This is a genomic window from Rickettsia bellii RML369-C (assembly GCF_000012385.1).
Lineage (GTDB): Bacteria > Pseudomonadota > Alphaproteobacteria > Rickettsiales > Rickettsiaceae > Rickettsia > Rickettsia bellii.
This window is the reverse complement of sequence record NC_007940.1, coordinates 835,570-856,668: the sequence shown is the minus strand read 5'-3', so window position 1 is coordinate 856,668 and position 21,099 is coordinate 835,570. Positions and strand designations below refer to the sequence as shown.

Sequence of the window (21,099 nt, the reverse complement as noted above, 5' to 3'; positions counted from 1 at the left end):
TTAGTTAACTCCTGCTCGCAATAAATCATGTATATGAGTAATGCCTATAATGGTATTATTATCAACAATAGGTAAATTAGTAATATTTTTAGCTTTCATTAAATCTAAAACTTCTTTTGCAAATATTTCAGATGAAATATATACAGGATTTTTAGTCATAATATCTGAGGCTGTTTTTAAATGAATTTGATCATTGATATGACGACGTAAATCACCATCTGTTATAACACCTACTAAATTCTTAGCTTTATCTATTACTAAGGTACAACCTAAGCGTTTTTTATTCATAACAATTATAGTTTCAGCAAAAGGTGTGTCTTCATGCACTAAAGGTATTTGATCTCCACTACGCATTAAATGTTTAATCTCTGTTAAATTAGCACCTATGCTACCGCCTGGATGATATGACTTGAAATCATCCTTAGTAAAACCTTTTACTTCATGTATGACAGTCATTAATGCATCGCCAAGTGATAACATTATTAAGGATGAAACTGTAGGAGCTCCAATTATTGAAGCTTCTGAATATTCAGGCACTATAAGTAAGAAATCACTATTTGCGGCTAAAGTAGAATTTTTATTCATTGTCATTGCGGCAATTTTTACAGAAAAATCTTTGCAATATTTAATGATGTTAAATAATTCCTTAGTTTCACCAGAATTAGAAAGCATAATTACTAAATCATCTTTAGTAATCATTCCGAGGTCTCCGTGACTTGCTTCCGCTGGATGTATATAAAAAGCTGGCATACCAGTTGAAGAAAAGCTTGCGGCTATTTTCTTTGCAATATAACCACTTTTACCTATACCAGTTAAAACTACCCGTCCTTTAAAAGATAGTAAAAATTCTACAATTCTATTGAAGTCTTCAGGAATATGTTCAGATAGCTTTTTTAAAGCACTAGCTTCACTAGAAATTACTCTTTTAGCAACATTTTCGTAATTGTTTATAGGGTTCATTGTAAAAAATTTAATTCTAAATCAGTGCTTTTTGTTTTGTTCCTGTCTTTCTATGTCATTCCTGCGTAAAGCTTGCTTGCGTGGATCATTTTTCCCTGTCATCCCATGATTTATTCACGGAATCCAGTTAAAAATACTAATAAAATTAGTATTTTTTATTATTTTCTGGATGCCGTGGTCAAGCCACGGCATGACAACTAAAGATGCTTTTCGATCCATGCAATAATGCCACCACGGGATGACAATATTACTAGGAAAAATACTTACGTTCTGTAACTACTTCAGTTGTTTCAGCATTATTATCTTCGTTCCAAGCTCTTTTTTTACCATTATCCCGTTTTTCAGGTTCTTGATGTTCTTTAGGACTATTTTTTGGTTTTGGGTTTGCTGAAGATTTATCTTTCTCAGCATTTTTAATAGTTAGTTTTGCTTTACCTTTATTATCGAACCCGATAAGCTTAACTTTTACTATATCACCTTGCTTTAAAACGCTGCCGACTGATTCGATTCTTTCTTCGGCAATTTCGCTAATATGGACAAAACCATCTTTATTGCCTAAATAATTAACAAAAGCACCAGAATCTAATATTTTCATCACGGTGCCGTTAAATACTTCACCTATTTCAGGTTCAATAGCAATAGCTTTAACTTTGTCTAAAGCAACTTTTAGCTTGTCTTTATCTGAAGCATAAATAGAAACTGTGCCATCATCGCTTATATCAATTTTAGCACCGCTAGTTTCACAAATTTCCTTTATTACTTTACCACCAGGACCGATAATATCTCTGATCTTATCTTTATCAACTTTTAAAGTAGTAGTAGAAGGAGCGTTTTTGCTCATCTCATTATTTGGTTTACTAATAACTTTATTCATTTGCTCAAGTATATGCAAACGTCCAAGGCGTGCCTGTTCTAAGGCTATTTTCATTATTTCGAAATTTACCCCTCGTATTTTAATATCCATTTGTAATGCGGTGATACCCTCGCTAGTACCTGCAACCTTAAAGTCCATATCGCCGAAATAATCTTCATCGCCAAGAATATCAGATAATACTGCAAATTTTTCATCCTCCTTAACAAGCCCCATAGCAATACCTGCTACCGGTGCTTTTATTGGAACGCCAGCATACATTAAAGCAAGTGAACTACCACAAACTGTTGCCATTGAAGAAGATCCATTAGATTCGGTAGTTTCCGCAACTACTCTAATAGAATAAGGGAACTGTGTTTTAGTAGGCAATACCGGATTAACAGCACGCCAAGCGAGTTTACCATGCCCAACTTCACGTCTTCCTGGAGCTTTCATCGGCATTGCTTCATTAACGGAGTAAGGCGGGAAGATATAATTAAGCATAAAGCGTTCTTTATATTCACCCTCAAGGCTATCGATTATTTGTTCATCTAAGCTAGTTCCAAAAGTACTACTTACTAAGCTCTGTGTTTCACCTCTAGTAAATAAAGCTGAGCCGTGAGCACAAGGTAATAATCCAACTTCACAAGTAATTTGTCTTATATCTGTTGTAGTACGTCCATCGATACGTTTATTTTTTTGTAAAATATTACCACGTAATATATCGGATTCAACGGATTTTAAAGCGGATTCGATTTGGTAATTATTATATTTCTTACTTTCTATATCATCCGCAAAATGCTTAAGTACTTTTTCAGGTATTAGCTCTAAATTAGTACTACGTTCTTGTTTAGATTTAATTGCAAAAGTTTGCTCAATTTCTTTTGCAAATAATTTTTTGATTTCATTCTTTAATTCAGCAGGATATAAATCTTGCATTTCAAGCTTCGATTTTTTAGCTTCAGCTGCAAGTTCTTTAATAATATTTACTACTGGTTGGAAACTGTCAAAACCGAATTTTACAGCAGCAAGCATTTGCTCTTCAGAAAGTAAATGTGCTTCTGATTCAACCATCATTACAGAGTCGTTTGTTCCTGCAACAACCAAATCAAGCTGGCTTGTCTTTAATAAGTCAAGAGTTGGGTGTAAAAAGAATTCCCCGTTTATTAAGCCTACTTTGCTTGCAGCAACTATTTCTAGATAAGGTGCAGGTGAAAGGCTAAGTGCAGCGGAAGCACCGATAATAGCAAGTATATCAACTGGTGTTTCAGGGTCATATGAAAGAACAGTGCAGGTAACAAATGTTTCATTAACAAAAGCAGGGTGAAATAATGGTCTGATCGGTCTATCTATCAGACGTGATACTAAAACTTCCCGATCTGATGCTTTACCCTCACGCTTAAAAAAGCCGCCTGGTATTTTACCAGCAGCATATGCCATTTCTCTATAATTAATTGTTAGAGGAAAAAAGCCAATACCTTCTTTTGCTTTGGCAGCAGTTACTGCTGTACATAGTAAGACAGAATTACCCATTTTAACAGTAACTGCTCCATCAGCTTGGCGAGCTATCTTGCCAGTACTAAGTTCAAGAGTTTTTCCGCCCCATTCAACTGTTTTAATTATCTCATTAAACATCTATATATATCTCTTAATTTGTATTTTAGTGTTTTGCGTCATTGCGAGGAGAAACTGTAAGTTTCGATGCGGCAATCTTAGGAGTCTTGTGCTTTTTCATGAGATTGCCACGCTCATTTCATTCGCTCGCAATGACGATTTGGTATCCACGTATGGATGATACGAATTTACTTAATTTTTCTAATACCGAGCTTGCTTATTAAATCTAAATACTCGCTTACATTTTTTTTCTTTATATAATTAAGTAATCTACGGCGGCGTCCGACTAAGATTAATAACCCTCTTCTTGAGGTATGATCTTTATGGTTAGATTTAAAATGCTCAGTTAAGTTATTGATCCGCTCAGTTAAAATAGCACATTGTACTGCACTTGAGCCTGTATCATTATCATTTATAGCATAATTTTTAATTAATTCTTGTTTACGTTCTTGTGTAATCGACATCGATAATTTCTCCTTATTAGTCTATTGCGTTAAATTAAATACTCGTAAAGAATGGAAGCAATTCTTATTTAAGCTACCAATCGTAAGCAGAACGCCCTTATAGCGAACCCACATAAAATCTACGTTTTTATCATAATCAAATAGGCATTTTTGACCATATTTAATTTTTTGTGCTTGCTCGTCGTTAGCATCAAGAACCAGGATGTCGTCCAGTATTGCTTCTATCTTTATATTTTTTTCCTCAAGGGAAAGTTTGGTAATATCATTAAAAGAGTCAATTCGAATAGAATTTTCTTCTTTAAATATCCCAACTTGAGTACGGCGTAATTCTATCACAAATCCTAAACTTTGCAAGGACAATGCCAAATCTTCTGCTAAAGTCCTTATATAAGTACCTTTTGAGCATTCGGCGTAGTAGGTAGCAGTAGCATTTTGTTCATCATAATTAAGACATTTTAGATCATAAATTGTTATATTACGTGGTTTTAGTTCTACTTCTTTACCATCTCGTGCTAATTTATATGCTCGTACTCCATTAACTTTAAGAGCAGAAAAAGCAGGGGGGATTTGTGTTATAGTACCAATAAATTTAGAACATATAGCATAGGCATTTTCTTTCGATGGTATATAATCTGTTATAGCTATTACTTTGCCGGCATAGTCACCGCTATCGGTTTGCTTACCAAATTTTACAGTAAAAATATAGGTTTTTTTAGCGTCAATCAGCATTTGCACTAATTTTGTAGCTTCACCTATAGCAAGAGGCAGTACTCCTTCCGCCTCGACATCTAAAGTGCCGCTATGTCCTATTTTAACTTTACCAAGTACTTTTTTTATTATACTTACAAGTTTAGCCGAGCTTATTCCTCTCGGCTTATAAACATTTAACCAATAACTATTCATCTAATTTAACTTGACGTGGGTTTAAAAAATCTATAATATATAATTCTAGCCAATTAGGTTAGACCAAAATCAATGACAATTAACCAAAATAATTCAAACCATACTTTTTCAAGTCATAATTTAGATAATTCCCCTCATAAAATCAACAAGTTAATAAATAAATTTTCAGACTATATTTGGCCAATAAAACGCCAAGAGCTTTCAAAGTTTTTATTCATTACTTTGTTAATGTTTTGTATTTTATTTATTCAAAATTTAATCAGAGCATTAAAAGATAGTATAGTCACTACGATGATTGGAGCGGAAACAATTTCCTTTCTAAAATTCTGGGGAGTTATGCCTTGTGCTTTTTTAATGACGGCTATTTATGTAAAGCTTGTTAATAGAATGAAAGCAGAAAATATATTTTATCTGATCATTTCAATATTTTTAGCATTTTTTGCCCTTTTTGCTTATGTTATTTTTCCGAATCATGAGATATTACATTTAAGTCCAACTACTGCTCAAAATTTAATTGCAAGCCTGCCTAATTTAAAATGGTTTATTTTGCTTTTATCGAAATGGAGTTTTTCTCTATTTTATATAATAGCTGAATTATGGCCAAATGTAGCTTTTGCACTACTTTTTTGGCAATTTGTAAATAATATAACTACTGTTGAAGAATCGAAAAGATTTTATCCTTTATTTGGATTACTTAGCCAAACAGGGATTTATTTAGCAGGACAGTTTTTAGAAAATTTAAGTCATATTAATGAGTATGTAGTCGCAAAATTTTCACTACAGGCGTCTTTTCATACTCTTTCCGTGCAGATTATATTAACCATAGTATTGATTCTAGGGATAGTAGGTATTAAAACTTTTTGGCTATTAAATCACAAAGTGCTAGATAAAGAACATATGGCATTGTTGCGTTTTAAGGCAAAGAAAAAAACCATGACAATTGCCGAAAGCTTTCAGATGATCCTTTCATCAAGGCATATTAGATTAATTGCAACTTTACTTATTTGTTATGGTATTGCTATAAATTTAGTGGAAGGACCTTGGAAAGCAGCAGCTACTAAAATATACAAAACCCCGACTGAATATGCTGCTTTTATCGGTAATTATTTAAGTTATACGGGGGCGTTTACTATTCTTTTTGTTGTACTTGGCTCAAATATAGTTAGAAAACTCGGTTGGTTTACAGCAGCTATTATTACTCCTATAATAGTTTTTACTACAGGTATATTATTTTTTGCTGTTAATAATTTTGAAAGCTCTGCTGGTTTAATAGTAGCAAGCTTTATCCTTACCGATCCAGCTTTAATTGCTATCACAATTGGGGCTATTCAAAACGTGCTTAGTAAGTCAAGTAAATATACTTTATTTGATTCAACAAAAGAAATGGCTTATGTGCCATTAGATAAAGAAATAAAGATAAAAGGAAAAGCTGCTGCTGACGTGCTTGGTACAAAACTTGGAAAATCAGGAAGTGCATTTTTGCAATCCTTAGTTTTCATTATTTTACCTTCTGCAAGTTATCAATCTATTTCCGTATGTTTAATGTTTATATTTATAATCACCTGTTTAATATGGTTTTGGGCAGTAAAAGAATTAAACAAAGAATATAAAAAATCTGTTAAATTTTCTCAATAAAAAACAATTTTTTTCTTGCTATTACTAGCAAACTATTATTAGAATTAATGTAATTTAAAATATAGCCTGGAGGTTTTATGAGTAAAGATCCTAATGTAGAAGAAATTATAAAGGAGTTTGATCCAATAGCAAATAAAGAGTTCACTGAAGCAGAAAAGCAAGAACAAACAAGACAAGAGCAAGAATTGTTTGAATCTGAGGGAGATAGTATTTTTATTAGTGGTGCTGATGCTACAAATGCGAGTAGCATACCAACATCTTCGCTTTCAGCTAGTGCTTTAGCAGGAGGTATATCAGGAGATGGCTTTATAGATCCAATAACTGAAGCTATTCGAAAGGAAATTCTAGAAAAGCAGCGTGATTTAATAAGAAATCAGTTGCTAAAAGAAAATGCAGAAAATCCTGATCTAAAGTCTAATTTTGAAAGTGATGAAAAATTTAGAGATTTTTTAAGAACTTTAAATGAAGATCCAAATAAAAAAGAACTATACGATAAAGCTTTAGAAAATCCTGAGCTTAAAAAGGGATTAGAAAATATAGAAATAGCAGGCTATAAGAATGTTCATGCATCACATAGTGCAGAAGTTTATCATGAAAATAAAATTAAAGAAGAACAAGAAGAGTTATTAAGAAAATATCTTAATAATGATCCTGCTTACTCAGAAGAAGCAAAAGATCAAGAAAAATTCAGACAATTTCTAGCAAACCTTAATGCGGGGGAAAGACAAGGTTTATATGATAAAGCTTTATCTGATGAGCAGTTTAAAGGGCAATATGAAAACATTAGACAAGAATATGCCAATAAATATGTTGGCGGATTTAGGTCAATGCAATGGGAAAATCAAGTAAGTGCAGGCGATCTTAGATCAACAGTAATTAAAAATGATGCCGGTGAAGAAATTTGTACGTTAGCCGAAAAAACTCATAAAACTGCCCCGATGACTGTCTATAAGCAGGATGGTACTGCAGTTACAGTTAATTCATATAGAACGATAGACTTTCCTATAGATCTTGAGGGCAAAAGTGGTACGATGCATTTATCGCTTGTTGCACAAAATAAAGAGGGTAAATCTAATAATGCACTCCGTTTTACTGCTCACTATGAAGCAGATCCGCATCCTGATGGCACTCCTAAACTCAAAGAAGTAAGCTCACCGCAACCTATAAAATTTATGGGAAAAGATGAAAATGCAGTAGGTTATATAGAGCATGGCGGAGAAATTTATACGTTGCCTGTAACACGAGGCAAATATGAAGCTATGATGAAAGAGGTTGCAGTAAATAAAGGGCAGGGCGTTGATGTTTCACAAACTATAGAACAAGATATTTATAGAGTTCAAGGAGGTGAAAAATCTGTATCTTCGCAGCAAATAGATCCAGCAAATGAAAAGCCTATTGAAACTAAAAATACAGAAATACCTGAACCTCAATCGGGGATAGCTTCCAATCAAATACCTCCTGTAACACCTCTTAGTTCAGGGCAAAAGCCTGTGGTTTCACAAATGCCACAACCACAACAAGCTGAGATTTTACAGCCACAACCACAAGGAATAGTTGATGCAGCAGTAGGCTTATCGCAAGCTATGCAGAATTTATTAGATCAGTTAAATAAAGATTTAAAAAATGAAAATGAGCCAGCTGGTTTAATTGGTGAGGTAGCAGAGAAAATCTTAGGAGAGAAAGAAGCAAACGTTGACCAAAAACAAGCAGGAATTAATACTTTAGCTGAAAATGTATTAAGTAATAAAGAGCTTCCTGAAGAGGTAAGGGTAGAGGGTATAGGTAAAATATTAGACACAATAAATAATGATAATGTTTTATCAGAACCAGAAAAAGCAAAATTGCTTGGAGGAATAACATCTGTTGCTCTAGATCAAGATAGTTTAAGTCAAGCTGCTAAAAAACAAATAGTAGGAAAGATAACTGACTCTGCTTTAGAGCTTAATACGTCAGATGTAAGATTGCAGGCTATTAATGGCATAACTGATGCTGTATTAGATAGTAACCTGAATAAAGACGAAAAAGGAGAGATATTTGAAGTAATAAGCAATGTAATAGAAGCTTCTAAGCATGATGCTCCAGAAAAAAGTCAATTAAAAAGTGATGTACTAGATAAAGCTAGAGAAGCAGGAATTCTAAGTCCAGAACAGCAACAATTAATACAGCAAAATTTAGATAAAATTAAAGAAAAGCAAGCAGCAGAAGAAACAATAAAAAAAGTAAACGGTATTTTATATGATCCTTTATCTGATGCTGTAAAAAAGACGGATGCAATAAAAACTATCACCACAGATGTTTTAGATGGTCCAGCTAAAGCGGAAATAAAAGGTGAAATAGTTGAAGGTATTACAAAAGAAGTTGCTCAAAGTCCTTTAAGCATTAAGGATAAAGTAGGTATTATTGAAGTTGTGGGTGAGGCTATAGCTAGTCATAAAGACATGTCTATACCAGAGAAAGCTACTATTGCTTCATTTGCAGAAGATGGAATTATAAAAAGCACCGCTGAACTGAAAGATAAAGAACTAATGACTAAAGGTCTGATTGATGGAATTCATAAGGGTATAGGAAATGAAAGTCCTGAAATAACTCAAGGTGTTGTTAAAAGCATTAAAGCTAACGCTGTACCTGAAGAGAAATCTACTCTTGAAAACATAGCAAACGAAGCAATATTAGAAAGGGAAATGCAGAATTTAACTCAAGGTTTAAAAGGACAAGATTTAGAACAAGATAAACCAGAGAAAGATATAGTTAAAGCTGCAAGAGAAACAATGGAGGCTTTGGGAAATCTTAATAAAGCTGCTGAGCCTGGATTTGAAAAAGGACCTGTTGATGATACATCAAAACAGTCAAAAGAACAAACAGAAAAACCTATAGTCTCTGAAGAAGAAAAAGTTGTACAAGAAACTTCAAGTAGGTTAAATGATATATCTCAATTTATAAGTAAAAAAGTTAATAACCTCCGTAGTCTTCTTGATGAACGCAGAAATCTTAAAACTAATGAAGAAAAGAAAGCTGAATCAGAAAAGCAAGCTAAAGATTTAACTGAAAAGTTTAATGAAAAATCTTCTACTAAAGATCAGTTAGATTTCATACAGGCTAATTTAATTGATAATAAAGATTTATCTAAAGATGCTCGTTTAAAAGCTATAGATAATTTATTACAAGAACAGGTGGAAAAAAGAGGAGCAGCTGTTTCAGGACAATCTCAAGATAAAACAGAAGATGTAAGAACTTTATCAGGAAAGTCTGAGTTAAAGCCTGTAAGTAGAGATGAACCGGATATTGAAAGAGCTAAAATGGTTGTAGGAAAAGATAAAGTTAATATTAAAGATAATGTAGCAATTATGGCAAAATTGACGGATGCAAAAAGTGCTATACAGTTAGAAAATCCTACAATATCCAATGTCAAAGCTCCTAATAATAAAAAAGGACAATCATTTCCATGATGTAAATTTTTAGAGTTGTAACGTGGATAGAAAACACCCTCGGTGTCGTTGCTTGGGAACTAGATCCAGAAAATAATAAAAAATACTAATAAAATTAGTATTTTTAACTGGCTCTAGTTCATAAATCACGGGATGACACTGATGGTGCTTTTCGATACACGCAGCAAAGTCAGCTCGCAATGACATTATAATTCATCCCTCTTATAATTTAAAATGGCATAATCCTTAGTTATAATAGGGAAGAAATCTTTGTTAAAAGGTAATAATTCAGTTGTTTTATCTAAAAATTCTACTTCTATTATATCACCAGCACCAAAATTGAGAATATTTTTAATTTTACCGATTTCAGTATGATTATTATCTAATATTGGTAAGTTATTTAAATCAGTTATATAAAACTCGTCTTCTTCTAGTTTTGGCAAACTTGAACGTAAACAAAATAATTTATAGCCTTTTAAATTTGCTGCTTCATTCCGAGTAGATATATCATTAAACTGACAAATTAATTCACCTTTAGAATTTTGTTTAATTAGATTAATATTTACTTTCTCGCCTGATTCGTTTACTAATTCCCTTTCAGTTATTTTTACAGTAGGATCAGTAAAAGATCTTAAAATTATATGTCCTTTAATCCCATGACATGATTTTATTACACCGACTAGAATTAAATTTTCTAAGGAATCCATTAATTTACCTTTAATTTTTGCTAGTTATATATAATAATATATTTAAATAATTTTTTATAGATATATACTCGTTTTATTTGAAAAATTGGCTACGTTGTCTTTTGCTGATAATCCGTAACTATATTAAGTATACGCTGCGGTTATCAGCTTCAAGACGCCTTGCTCTTTTCCAAATAAAACTTCGTCTATCTATTTTTTGTTCATTTTATTAGATTTATATGATAAAAAAAATAATTGCTGGCATAATAATTTCTTGCTCCTTATTACTATTTCTTTTTTTTGGTGCATTGTCTTTAGTTAATTATAACTCTGTTGCGAGTAATTTCACTAATCGCTTAGGAATTGCCAATGAGAATATCGGAAAAATAAAGATAAATAAATTCCCAATACCTTATTTAGCTATTGAATCGATAAAGGAAGAAGGAAAATTAGATTTAGAAGAAGTTAAAGTCTATTTCTCATTCTGGTCGCTTATAAAATTTAGCCCTCAAATTAGTAGATTAGAAATATTAGATGCTAAGATTTATGCAGATTCTAAGATGCTCAATATTTATAATAACGAAGAGCTAATAGATAAGTTTTTTAAATATAAACTGCAAAATATAAATCTTAATATTACGAACCTCAATATTATTAATAAACAAGATTATTCCATTTTAAACTTTTCTAATTGTTCATTAAAAAAGGAAAATTTAGCATCTAATTATATATTTAAAACTACAAACAACGAGTTAGGCACAATTTCAGGCTCAATTAATAAGAATGAGAATATAGTAAATTTTAGCTTTGATATTGATAATAAAGATTATAATTTTAAATTATCACAAATTTATAAAGATTTTAAGCTTGATAGTGGTAGTGGTGAATATAATATCAAAAACCTAGCGTTAGCAATGTATAACATACTACCGGATTTAAGCCATATTTTAAATAAGCTGAATCAAACAGATGTAGTAAATATTAAATTTAATATTTTAAATTCGGAAGATGCAGTAGAGCTAAAAGATATAGTTGTAGAATCACAATTTATTACGGGAGGTGGTGTTATTAGTATTGCTAAAAATGATAATACTACTGGCACTGTTAATTTAAATTTTTCTAAAATAGATTTAAATTCAATAGTTTCTTCAAATACTTCGGTAACATTTAATACTGCTCCATCAAATATTAGATTTATTTTTGCTGATAAGTTGCTTAAGATCAATATTGTAATTGATGAAGTAATTTTAAGTAATAATAATACATTGGAGAAAGTAACGTTTACTTCTAGCTTATCAAAAGGTACTTTAAAAATAGATGAATGCTTAGGAAGTATTAAACCAGATGGTGAGTTTAAGCTTCTAGGTAATGTAACGCAGAATTCTATCAGAAGTATGTTTGATGGACAAATATATTTAAAGCATAACGATTTTAATTCTTTACTAAATATATTAGGATTTGCTGATATCACAGTTAAAGATGCTATACCATTTACTCTATCGTCTGAGTTAAAATTAACTCTGATAGATTTGTTTTTTAAAGATTTATCGCTAAAAACAGATAATTTAAGTCTGTCAGGAAATTTTTCTGGTAAATTTATTGCTCAAACACCTCATTTAAATGCTACACTTAGTATATCTTCGCTTGATTTAACAAAAAATAGTTATCCAGTAATTTCACCTTTTATCGAATTTGTGCAAGGCTTGACTAAGGATATGAAAAGCCTAGATTATCCAAGTAAATTTATCCCAATTAGAACAAATCCCTATACAATTAATTTAGATATTTTAGTAGATGGTGTTAAATATAATAATCAAATCTTTGATAAGATGAATCTACTTGCTAAAATTTCACCAGCTAGTGTAAAAATTAGTAATCTAGATTTAAAAACAAATAATAGCTACTTATCAACTAGCTGGAATTTGGATGCTTCCAGCGTATTACCATCTTTAACTGTCGAAATTAAAGATGGTAGTTTAAGTACTGATTTATTATCACCTGCAAAGTTACTTGATTTAAGAAATAAATTAGTAAATGATTATAGTTTAGATAAAGTTACGTTACAAATATATGGTAATTTATCTAGCTTGTCGCAAAATGATTTAGTACTAAAAAATGTTAAATTCTATGCAGTAAATAATAATAATTTACTACAATTCAATAATATTGAAGCAGAACTATTAGGTGGTAAATTGCAAGGTAGTGGTAATATTTTGTTGGATCCTTACTCTCTTAATTTTGTGTATGCATTAAATACAATAGATTTAGATAAAACTTCAGCACTCTTACCTAAAATATTTGCTGCTTCAGAAGGTGAAATAAGTATTAGCGGTAGTTTTTCCACTAACGGCAATACCCTGCAAAATCAACTATATAACCTTACTAGTAAATCACAGTTTGCTATAAATGTTATCACGGTTAATAACTTTAATATTGATTCTTTCATACAGAAAATTAATAATTATGATTATAATGTATCGAATCTTGATAAAGATATAAATAGTGCTATAACGACAGGACAACAAAGAATTACGGGTATAAGTGGTAATATTGACTTACAAAAAGGCATTGCTCTTTTAAAAGATATAAATTTTGTTACCCAGTACAGTACAGGGGCTGCATCTTTTGCAGTTAATATATATAATTTTGATATGGATTCATCTAATATTCTATCTTTTTATATTCCGTCTAGCCTTGTTAAACCTGATCCAAAAAATACTAGTTCTAATGCAGATAAAAGTATTTTAAGCAATCTTAGTTTGAAAATACAAGGAAATATGTTTGCTCCTAAAAAGACCTTTAATAGTAATGAATTAAAAAAATTGCTAATACCTCAGCAAACAACTACAGAGGCAACTGATTTAGTTAACCATTAAAAATAAAAACACATGACTACCAATAAAAATTTAGACGAAAATATTAGTTTTGAAGAAGCTTTAAGCGAACTTGAAGAAATTGTAAAAAAAATAGATAACGGGCAAGAGACTTTAGAAGCAGCAGTTAATAGTTTTGAGCGTGGTATTTTGCTTAAAAATCACTGTGAAAAGAAACTTAAAGAAGCTCGTTTGAAGATTGAGAAAATTACTAAGCTTGCCGATTCTACAATAACCTTGGAGGAAGTGGAGGTCTAAATAAAGGATGATTTATTATGCATAATAGTTTTCTTATAAGGCTTGTCCGGTGTTGTTGCATGACTCCTATGTCATTCCCGCAAAAGCGGGAATCCAGGAAAAAAGTCTAAATATAGTAAATTTTTTAAAATAAAAGCTCGATTTATCTCGCTTTATGCTGGATTCCCGCTTTTGCGGGAATGACATTGTATAGCTGCTAATTATTTAAAATGATACAAACATAAATATTATTCTATGCCTGACCAGATAATTGATTTTATTTATAACGTTCCTAATTATTGTCTTATTTCTTATAATCAACATTATTTTAATGGGGTTTTGCAGTATATGCTTATATCTCTCTAAATATATCATCCCAACTAATTTCCAAAGAGAAGAATTAGGCAGCCTTGGAGGATTTTTATCCGGGGTAGTCGGAAGCATGTATGCGGTATCAACCGGTTTTGTATTAATATATCTACTTGGTAATTTTAATAAAGCTCAAGAAGTAGTGGCAACCGAATCTACAATATTAATGAGACTTGCAGATAGTGTTAGTTGGCTTCCCTCTAATATGAAGCCTGCAATTTATGCAGATATTAAAAATTATGCAAAAGATGTAGTAGGGCGTGAGTGGCAGTTAATGAGGGATGGTAAAAAAATCGGTCATGAAGCTCTTAGTTTCCTACAAGATATTACTAGTCGTCTTAAAGATTATAAAGTAAATGATCAGATGCAATTATTTATTAAGAAAGAAATAGTTAAAGAGATCAAAGAGCTTTATACTATCAGGTATAATAGGATTAAAATGTCTTATTTTTCCTTAAATGTTCAATATTGGGTAGTCGTATTTATTATGACTACTATTAACCTAATTTTTGTTTGTATGCTTGGGATTAGGGTCTATTTGCATAAAATTTCAGTCATGTTAGTTTGTATAACCTCCGGTTCTATGATTTTCTTATTATTTATATTAGATAAACCTTTCTGCGGTCCTTTCGCAGTTAATCAATATGATCTTAATAAGGCTATTACATATATTGAATGCTTGGAGTAGGTATACTCGATGAACTTGAAAAATTGGCTACGTCGTCTTTGTAAGTCCTCGGATGCTCACGTATTAAGTAACTGCTGCCACTCCTCGGCTTACAGACTCCTTGCTCTTTTCCAAGTTGATCTTCGTCTACTAGAGCTCGCCCTCGTCAGGTGACATAACCTTATGCAATGACAACACCGATGATGTTTTCTAATTTTCAAAGCAAAGCACATGCATATATATAAAAACAATTTTCATAGAGGCTCGTTTAATATTTGGGATCTATGTATAATATTGATTATATGCGGGATTATATTTGCAATAGGTAAGGGGCTGCATGAAATGGATTCATCCATTGGAGCTATTGCAAAAAACGAAATATACTTAGATCCAATCCATTTATTAAAATATACGCTGCAAACTACATTACGAATGTTTATAGCAATTATTATTTCGCTGATAACTGCTATAATATACGGGACTATTGCCGCAAAATATAAAACCGCAGAAAATATTTTAATACCAATATTAGATATCTTTCAATCTGTACCGATATTAGGCTTTTTAACATTTACTGTTACATGGTTTGTATCGATATTTCCAAATAGCAGTTTAGGTATAGAATGTGCAGTAATATTTGCTACATTTACTAACCAAGTGCCCTAATATAGCCTTTAGCTTTTACCAATCACTTAAAACTATCCCAAATGATTTAGTCGAAGCAAGTAATATATTTAAACTTTCACCGCTGAAAAAATTTTTAAAACTTGAATTGCCGTTTGCCACGCAAGGGTTAATTTGGAATAGTATGATGTCGATGTCTGGTGGTTGGTTTTTTCTCGTAGCATCAGAGACTGTAGTAATAGGCGGGAATACAATTAGCGTACCTGGTATTGGTTCGTATATAGCTAAAGCGATATATGAGAAAGATATAATTTCTATAATCTATTCTGTAATCACTATGTTTATAGTAATTATATTATATGATCAAATTATATTTCGTCCGTTAATTGTGTGGGCAGATAAATTTCGTTATGAGAATATAGTAAAAGCTTGTGCCCCTAAATCCATGGTTGTGGATTTATTTAAAAAGACAAATTTTATCACCATATATATAGCAAAAATTATCTCTATTATATTCATACCATGTAATTTTTTTATTAATAATATAACAAAAATTATCTCAAATCTTTTGTCTAAGCTCTATATTATTTTTATAAAACCTATACCAAATTTACTTATAGCTATCATATGGTATGGGTGTTTAGCTTGTTTAGCAATATATGCTGCAAATAAATGCTATGATTTTGTTAAAACAACAATTAGTTTATCGGAGTTTTTATTAGTAATAAAATTAGGCTTTTTTACTCTGTTAAGAGTAATTACTATGGTAATTTTAGCTCTTATTATATGGGTGCCTATAGGTGTATTTATTGGATTAAATAGTAGCTATACCGAAAAAATGATGCCTGTAATACAGATTGCTTCAGCATTTCCTGCTAATTTTTTATTTCCTTTCGTGGTTATTTTTATTTCGCACTATAATCTCAATCCCAATATAGCTTTGAGTTTTCTTATGATACTTGGCACTCAATGGTATATTCTCTTTAATGTTATAGCTGGAACTTCAGCGTTTCCTGCTGATTTAAAAGAATCAGCTAATATATTCCGTGTTAAAGGATGGCTATGGTGGAAAAATATTATATTACCTGGAATTTTCCCTCATATAGTTACTGGCGTTATAACAGCTTATGGAGGAGCTTGGAATGCAAGTATAGTAGCAGAAATAGTATCTTGGGGAAATGTGCGTATTTCTGCAACTGGTCTTGGTTTGTATATTACAAACGCCGCAAATGCTAGTGATTACAGCCGAGTAGCTATTGGGGTAGTAGTAATGTCACTATATGTTATAGTTATAAGCCGTTTGGTATGGCGTCCGTTATATAATTTGTCAGTAAGTAAAAGTAAGTTGAGTTAGTGTTATCCTATGTCTTATTAGTGTCGTCCCGTGGCGGCATTGTTGCGTGGATCGAAAAACGCCCTCGGTGTCATCAACTATGAATTCTTTCAGACGATGTGTAGAATCCTGACCTATGGTGCGTATTGTAGCATCATTATTATCAATAGTAAGACCATTTGGCGTTGAGCTTACTCTGACTATGCCGTAAATATCAGGTGGGGTTGTTGGATTTATACTTGATGGATTTAGATTAGCATACAGCGTAAATTTTCCATCTGTAGTACCGGTATTTATCAAATCAAGTTCTGAGTTTTCACCTTGAAATACTATCTTTTCACCATTTTGAAATAGATTTACGTTATTACCTTTAGCATCTATCGTGTAAGTTGTGCCGTCTGCTATATCAACTTCATTTATTGTTCCAGCACTTGGATCACTAATTGTTAAACTACCACCTAATTTTATCTGTATTGTGCCATTAGCAGCATTTGCTACAAGTCCTATTGTAGATGGTGCATTTATGATAATTGTACCACCATCTGCATTACCTGCGTTAAAGGTTACAGTTCCTGCTGTTAAATCAGTATTAACGTTAATTGTTCCTGATGCATTAGTGCTATTTGTATAGGTAATATTTGTAATATTACTGTTGATGCTGGTGTTAATAATATCACTTAAATTAAGAGTTGTACCCGTACCACCGCTAAACTCTAATGTATTTAAGCCAGTTATTGCTCCGGTAATAGAGCCATTTCCTAAAGCAATTACTGTAGCATTATTACCATTAGTTACTGTTCCTGTAAGCTTGCTATCTGCACCTAAAGTAAATGTTCCACCTTTACTTTTGAAATCTACACCACCTGTGAAATTTCCTGTAGATGTTAAATTACCTGCTCCAGCATAAACCGCACTACCTGTTGTAACCCCTGCTATTGTGGCATTTGCTCCAGTATTAACTGTTAAGGTTGTTGCATCTACACCACCTTGTACTACATCTGTACCATTAAATATTATTTGTGTTAATCCTGCTCCATCTATTCCTAAGTTTTCGGTTACTGTTCCATCACCTACAAAAACAAATGTCCCACTTCTTCCGCCAGTACTAATTGCTGAACCTGTAAGTGTTTTGCCTGCACCTAAAGTAAATGTTCCGTTATTATCATTATAATTTATATTACCTGCAAGCCCACCAGTAGCTGTTACGCTACCAGCTGCATTATATCCTAAATCACCGGTCATAAGACCAGTAACAATTGCAGTAGCTCCATCATTAGCGACAACAAAATTTGTAGAATTTACAGCAGAATCAAGTTTTATATTTGCCCCGTTAAAATTAATAGTGGTAGCATTTGTAATAGCTCCTGTAATTTCGTTATTACCTGCAAGGTTTATAATTGTTGACAAGACATTCTGCGAATCTATAGTCCCTGTTATCTTTTTTCCATCTGCTATGTTCAATACAAAATTATTCTTACCATTACTAACATTTTGAATTGCACCTGTAATATTATTATTTATAGCTATGGTAAAATTAGGATTTTTATCAACATCACGCTTAAACAGGATATTTGTTGCATTAATTGCTCCGTTTAGAACAATATTAGTACTAAATTCATTCCCATTTATAATATTGAAATTTGCAATAGGGTTAGTTCCGCCTACAGTACCATTAATTGTGGCAGCTGTTCCAGCGTTATCTCCATTATGACTTATAGTAACTGAACCATATGCTCCTACATCTAGATTGTTAAAATTTGCTGTTAAGGTCTGACCAGCATTAGAATATACAGAAAAATTACCACCATTTGCATTGAATATTTACATTACCGCTAATACCGCCTTTAGCAAATAAGGTAGCATCTGCATTATAGTTTAATATTCCGGTAATTAAACCTGTTGCAACAACATTCGCTGTTGCATTTGCTAAATTAATGGCATTTGCCTTAACAATCCTGCCAAAATTTATGTTACCACTACCGTTAATATTAACTGCAAGTAAAGAATTAGTACCACCAATATCTTTAGTAATAGTTACGCCGTTTCCTAGATTTAATGTACCATTACCAGCAGTTCCCGTATTATCTATAGTAGTTGCAATATTTAAATTATCATTAATTTGAAGAGTAGAACTTTTACCTGCAAAGTCCATAGTGGTAAATGTTTGATTACCAACCCCAGTAATAGTAGCCGTTGCATTATTAGCAATAAATTTTAGAGGACCAAAATTAGGGTTAAGACCTACCGTAGCACTAAGTGCACCTATGGATACATTTTGACTTACTTGTACACCGCCAAAAGCAAGAGCATTAAGCAGCGTGTTTATACCACCAATTTGAGCATTTGGTTTATCTGCTAATATAGTAGTTCCAAGACCACCTACTGCTATTTGTATAATGTCTCCATTATTTAATACTCCTGCTAAACCTGCACCAGTACTTAGTACTACAGAGCCAGTAGTCGCAACAGTAACACCTGCTGTATTAAAACTTGAAATCAGAGATCCATATAATGATGCTGTTGCTAAAAATCCTTTTAATATTTTAAACTTATTCTTCATATCTCAAATCTTACCCAATTAATTTTTTAATAAAACTCTTCATAGAATGTAATTAATACTAAAATGTAAAAATTTATTAAGGATTCTATATCTTAATTACTTAAATTTATTAACTTTTATTTACAAATATTAAATATTATTAATGAAATGAGGTTTTTTTACAACACAGATTTTAAGGTAATTTAAGATTTAAAATATCAGATAAGACAGTAATTTTTATTTGTAGTAAATTCAGATGGATCTAAGGATAGATTTAAGGGTAGAGAATATAATAATAAGTTAGAAGTATGTAATAATATCTTGGGTTTGTAAGGATTGACTATTTTTTAAAAAAGATGCTTTAAATTATAATTTTTCAAGAAATTATCTATGATCATTTTATCCTTTTCATCTATTTTTGAAGCTTCGAATGTTACTTGATTATTAGGTAGTTTATTTAATTGTATTAGTAGGTTAACTAATTTATTTAATATTTCTGCAATATTTTTGGTATCAGCTAGATTATTTTCACTTTTATTTAAAGTAAGGGACTCTAGCTCATCTTCAAGCAAAAGAATAAGCTTAGTAGTGAAATTATATAAATTATTTAAAGTATCTGTAGTATCTTTGATCATAAACTATCCCCATCTTTTATTTTAGGAAGCCCAACAAATGCTCTTTTTTCGTTTAGAGTCATGAAATTAGCATTAGCAATTTTAGCCCAAAGATTTTCACGTTTTTCGGTTAAGGCGGATATACTATCAGAATCAAAATCAATGGTAATTTCTTCATTAAACAGATAAGAAAACCAATTACTTATATTATCAGCAATTTTATCAAGTAACGGAATTAAGGTTTCTTCCCATAAAGCAAGACGTGCTTCTTGCATATTGCTATAGGTATTATCGCCGTTAATACCAAGTAATTGAGGTGGCACTCCGAATGCTAGGGCTATCTCTCTTGCGGCAGAATTCTTAGACTGAATAAAATCCATATCTTTTGGGTTTATGCTCATTTCTTGCCAACCAAGACCACCCTCAAGCAATAAAGGCTTACCAGCGTTATTACTACCGGTAAATTTTTCTGATAATTGGGCTTGTAGTCTTTCAAATTGTTCATCGCTAAGGTAGCCATTACTATCTTTAACTATTAATGCTCCAGATGGTCTAGCACCATTTTGTAATAATGAGTGATTCCAGTAGGAGGATTGTTGATGTAAATCTATAGGAAGTGAAGCGGCTTCTAAAGATGATAAGCCGTAATGGTGATTGGTAGGGTGATAATTTTTTAAATGCAAAACCCTGCTTATTTTAGAAATAGGATCTATTCTATATAATTTATCACCGCTTGCACTTTGATATTTATATGCAACTAAAACATTCTGGTCTAACACTGCTTCAGTTGCACTAGCCGGTAGTAAATAAATCTCTTTAGGTCTAAAGTCTGATGTTGATAAAATATAACTATTACCAAACAATAACATACTAGATATTAATTCACTGAAAAAATCAGCCCCTGCTTTCTCAGGATTTGGTCTTTTGAGTAAATTATTTAAGGGATGATTTGCGATTACTTCACCACTTTTACTTTTTAGTACTTTCCAAGGAACATGTCCAGCTGATTGGGCAATTAGGTTAACGCATCTATAGACTATAACATTTTCACGATAAGCATCAATCCCCACTCTAATTTTCTTTGCATTACCATAAGCAATGTCATTTAGCTCAATAAAATGCTGAGATTTAGTAACATTACTACCCCAAAACTTTTTCCAATAACTTTTTACCATATATTCCCTATATCGGTTATTTGCAAAGAGTATATAATAATTTGCTTAAGCAACTAATAGGTGATTGATAAAAAGGATAACTTGACATAAATTGTATTACAAATTATATTATATTAATGTAACTATAATTG

Annotated in this window: 16 protein-coding genes; 7 read left to right on the top strand and 9 right to left on the bottom strand. The window is 31.8% G+C overall.

The window, feature by feature from the left end; genetic code table 11:
* The 4 genes from RBE_RS04020 to truB all read right to left on the bottom strand — a co-directional run bounded on the left by RBE_RS04020 (position 1) and on the right by truB (position 4,791).
* On the bottom strand, positions 1-960 hold the full coding sequence (locus tag RBE_RS04020) for a KpsF/GutQ family sugar-phosphate isomerase (RefSeq protein WP_011477442.1): 960 nt from the start codon (positions 958-960) through the stop codon (positions 1-3).
* 250 nt (positions 961-1,210) lie between these two features.
* Positions 1,211-3,445, bottom strand: coding sequence for a polyribonucleotide nucleotidyltransferase (gene pnp / locus RBE_RS04015; protein ID WP_011477441.1), 2,235 nt, complete (start codon positions 3,443-3,445; stop codon positions 1,211-1,213).
* A gap of 167 nt (positions 3,446-3,612) precedes the next feature.
* Positions 3,613-3,888, bottom strand: coding sequence for a 30S ribosomal protein S15 (rpsO, locus tag RBE_RS04010; protein WP_011477440.1), 276 nt, complete (start codon positions 3,886-3,888; stop codon positions 3,613-3,615).
* Positions 3,889-3,909: 21 nt separating this feature from the next.
* Positions 3,910-4,791, bottom strand: a complete 882-nt coding sequence (gene truB, locus RBE_RS04005) for a tRNA pseudouridine(55) synthase TruB (RefSeq protein ID WP_011477439.1) — start codon at positions 4,789-4,791, stop codon at positions 3,910-3,912.
* A 72-nt stretch (positions 4,792-4,863) separates the two neighbouring features.
* Here truB and tlc4 point away from each other — a divergent pair, with 72 nt between their 5' ends.
* Both tlc4 and RBE_RS03995 read left to right on the top strand, forming a co-directional pair.
* Positions 4,864-6,426: an NTP/NDP exchange transporter Tlc4 gene (tlc4, locus tag RBE_RS04000; RefSeq protein WP_011477438.1), complete on the top strand. Its 1,563-nt coding sequence runs from the start codon at positions 4,864-4,866 to the stop codon at positions 6,424-6,426.
* 77 nt (positions 6,427-6,503) lie between these two features.
* Positions 6,504-9,872 (top strand): Sca4 family spreading effector, encoded by a 3,369-nt coding sequence (locus tag RBE_RS03995; protein ID WP_011477437.1) that lies wholly within the window; start codon positions 6,504-6,506, stop codon positions 9,870-9,872.
* A gap of 185 nt (positions 9,873-10,057) precedes the next feature.
* On the opposite strand, the gene rimM is transcribed toward RBE_RS03995, so the two are convergent.
* Positions 10,058-10,558: a ribosome maturation factor RimM gene (rimM, locus tag RBE_RS03990; RefSeq protein ID WP_011477436.1), complete on the bottom strand. Its 501-nt coding sequence runs from the start codon at positions 10,556-10,558 to the stop codon at positions 10,058-10,060.
* A gap of 218 nt (positions 10,559-10,776) precedes the next feature.
* On the opposite strand from rimM, the gene RBE_RS03985 reads away from it, so the two are divergent.
* The 5 genes from RBE_RS03985 to RBE_RS03970 all read left to right on the top strand — a co-directional run bounded on the left by RBE_RS03985 (position 10,777) and on the right by RBE_RS03970 (position 16,661).
* Complete coding sequence (locus RBE_RS03985; RefSeq protein WP_011477435.1) at positions 10,777-13,413, top strand: AsmA-like C-terminal region-containing protein; 2,637 nt, start codon at positions 10,777-10,779, stop codon at positions 13,411-13,413.
* Positions 13,414-13,425: 12 nt separating this feature from the next.
* Positions 13,426-13,668: an exodeoxyribonuclease VII small subunit gene (locus RBE_RS03980; protein ID WP_011477434.1), complete on the top strand. Its 243-nt coding sequence runs from the start codon at positions 13,426-13,428 to the stop codon at positions 13,666-13,668.
* A 310-nt stretch (positions 13,669-13,978) separates the two neighbouring features.
* Positions 13,979-14,704 carry a DUF4239 domain-containing protein gene (locus tag RBE_RS03975; protein ID WP_011477433.1) on the top strand — a complete coding sequence of 242 codons (726 nt, stop codon included), beginning with the start codon at positions 13,979-13,981 and terminating at the stop codon, positions 14,702-14,704.
* A gap of 210 nt (positions 14,705-14,914) precedes the next feature.
* Positions 14,915-15,349 (top strand): AbgT family transporter, encoded by a 435-nt coding sequence (locus tag RBE_RS07555; protein WP_011477432.1) that lies wholly within the window; start codon positions 14,915-14,917, stop codon positions 15,347-15,349.
* On the top strand, positions 15,321-16,661 hold the full coding sequence (locus tag RBE_RS03970; protein ID WP_143549765.1) for an ABC transporter permease subunit: 1,341 nt from the start codon (positions 15,321-15,323) through the stop codon (positions 16,659-16,661). Before RBE_RS07555 ends, RBE_RS03970 begins: the two co-directional genes overlap by 29 nt.
* On the opposite strand, the gene RBE_RS03965 is transcribed toward RBE_RS03970, so the two are convergent.
* The 4 genes from RBE_RS03965 to RBE_RS03950 all read right to left on the bottom strand — a co-directional run bounded on the left by RBE_RS03965 (position 16,635) and on the right by RBE_RS03950 (position 20,968).
* On the bottom strand, positions 16,635-18,101 hold the full coding sequence (locus RBE_RS03965) for a beta strand repeat-containing protein (RefSeq protein WP_011477430.1): 1,467 nt from the start codon (positions 18,099-18,101) through the stop codon (positions 16,635-16,637). The two genes, RBE_RS03970 and RBE_RS03965, sit on opposite strands and share 27 nt — an antisense overlap.
* A gap of 337 nt (positions 18,102-18,438) precedes the next feature.
* Positions 18,439-19,200 (bottom strand): hypothetical protein, encoded by a 762-nt coding sequence (locus tag RBE_RS09205; protein WP_011477429.1) that lies wholly within the window; start codon positions 19,198-19,200, stop codon positions 18,439-18,441.
* A 326-nt stretch (positions 19,201-19,526) separates the two neighbouring features.
* Positions 19,527-19,814, bottom strand: coding sequence for a hypothetical protein (locus tag RBE_RS03955; RefSeq protein WP_011477428.1), 288 nt, complete (start codon positions 19,812-19,814; stop codon positions 19,527-19,529).
* Positions 19,811-20,968, bottom strand: coding sequence for a phage portal protein (locus tag RBE_RS03950; RefSeq protein WP_011477427.1), 1,158 nt, complete (start codon positions 20,966-20,968; stop codon positions 19,811-19,813). The genes RBE_RS03955 and RBE_RS03950 overlap by 4 nt, the downstream gene beginning before the upstream one ends.
* Positions 20,969-21,099 lie beyond the last annotated feature (131 nt).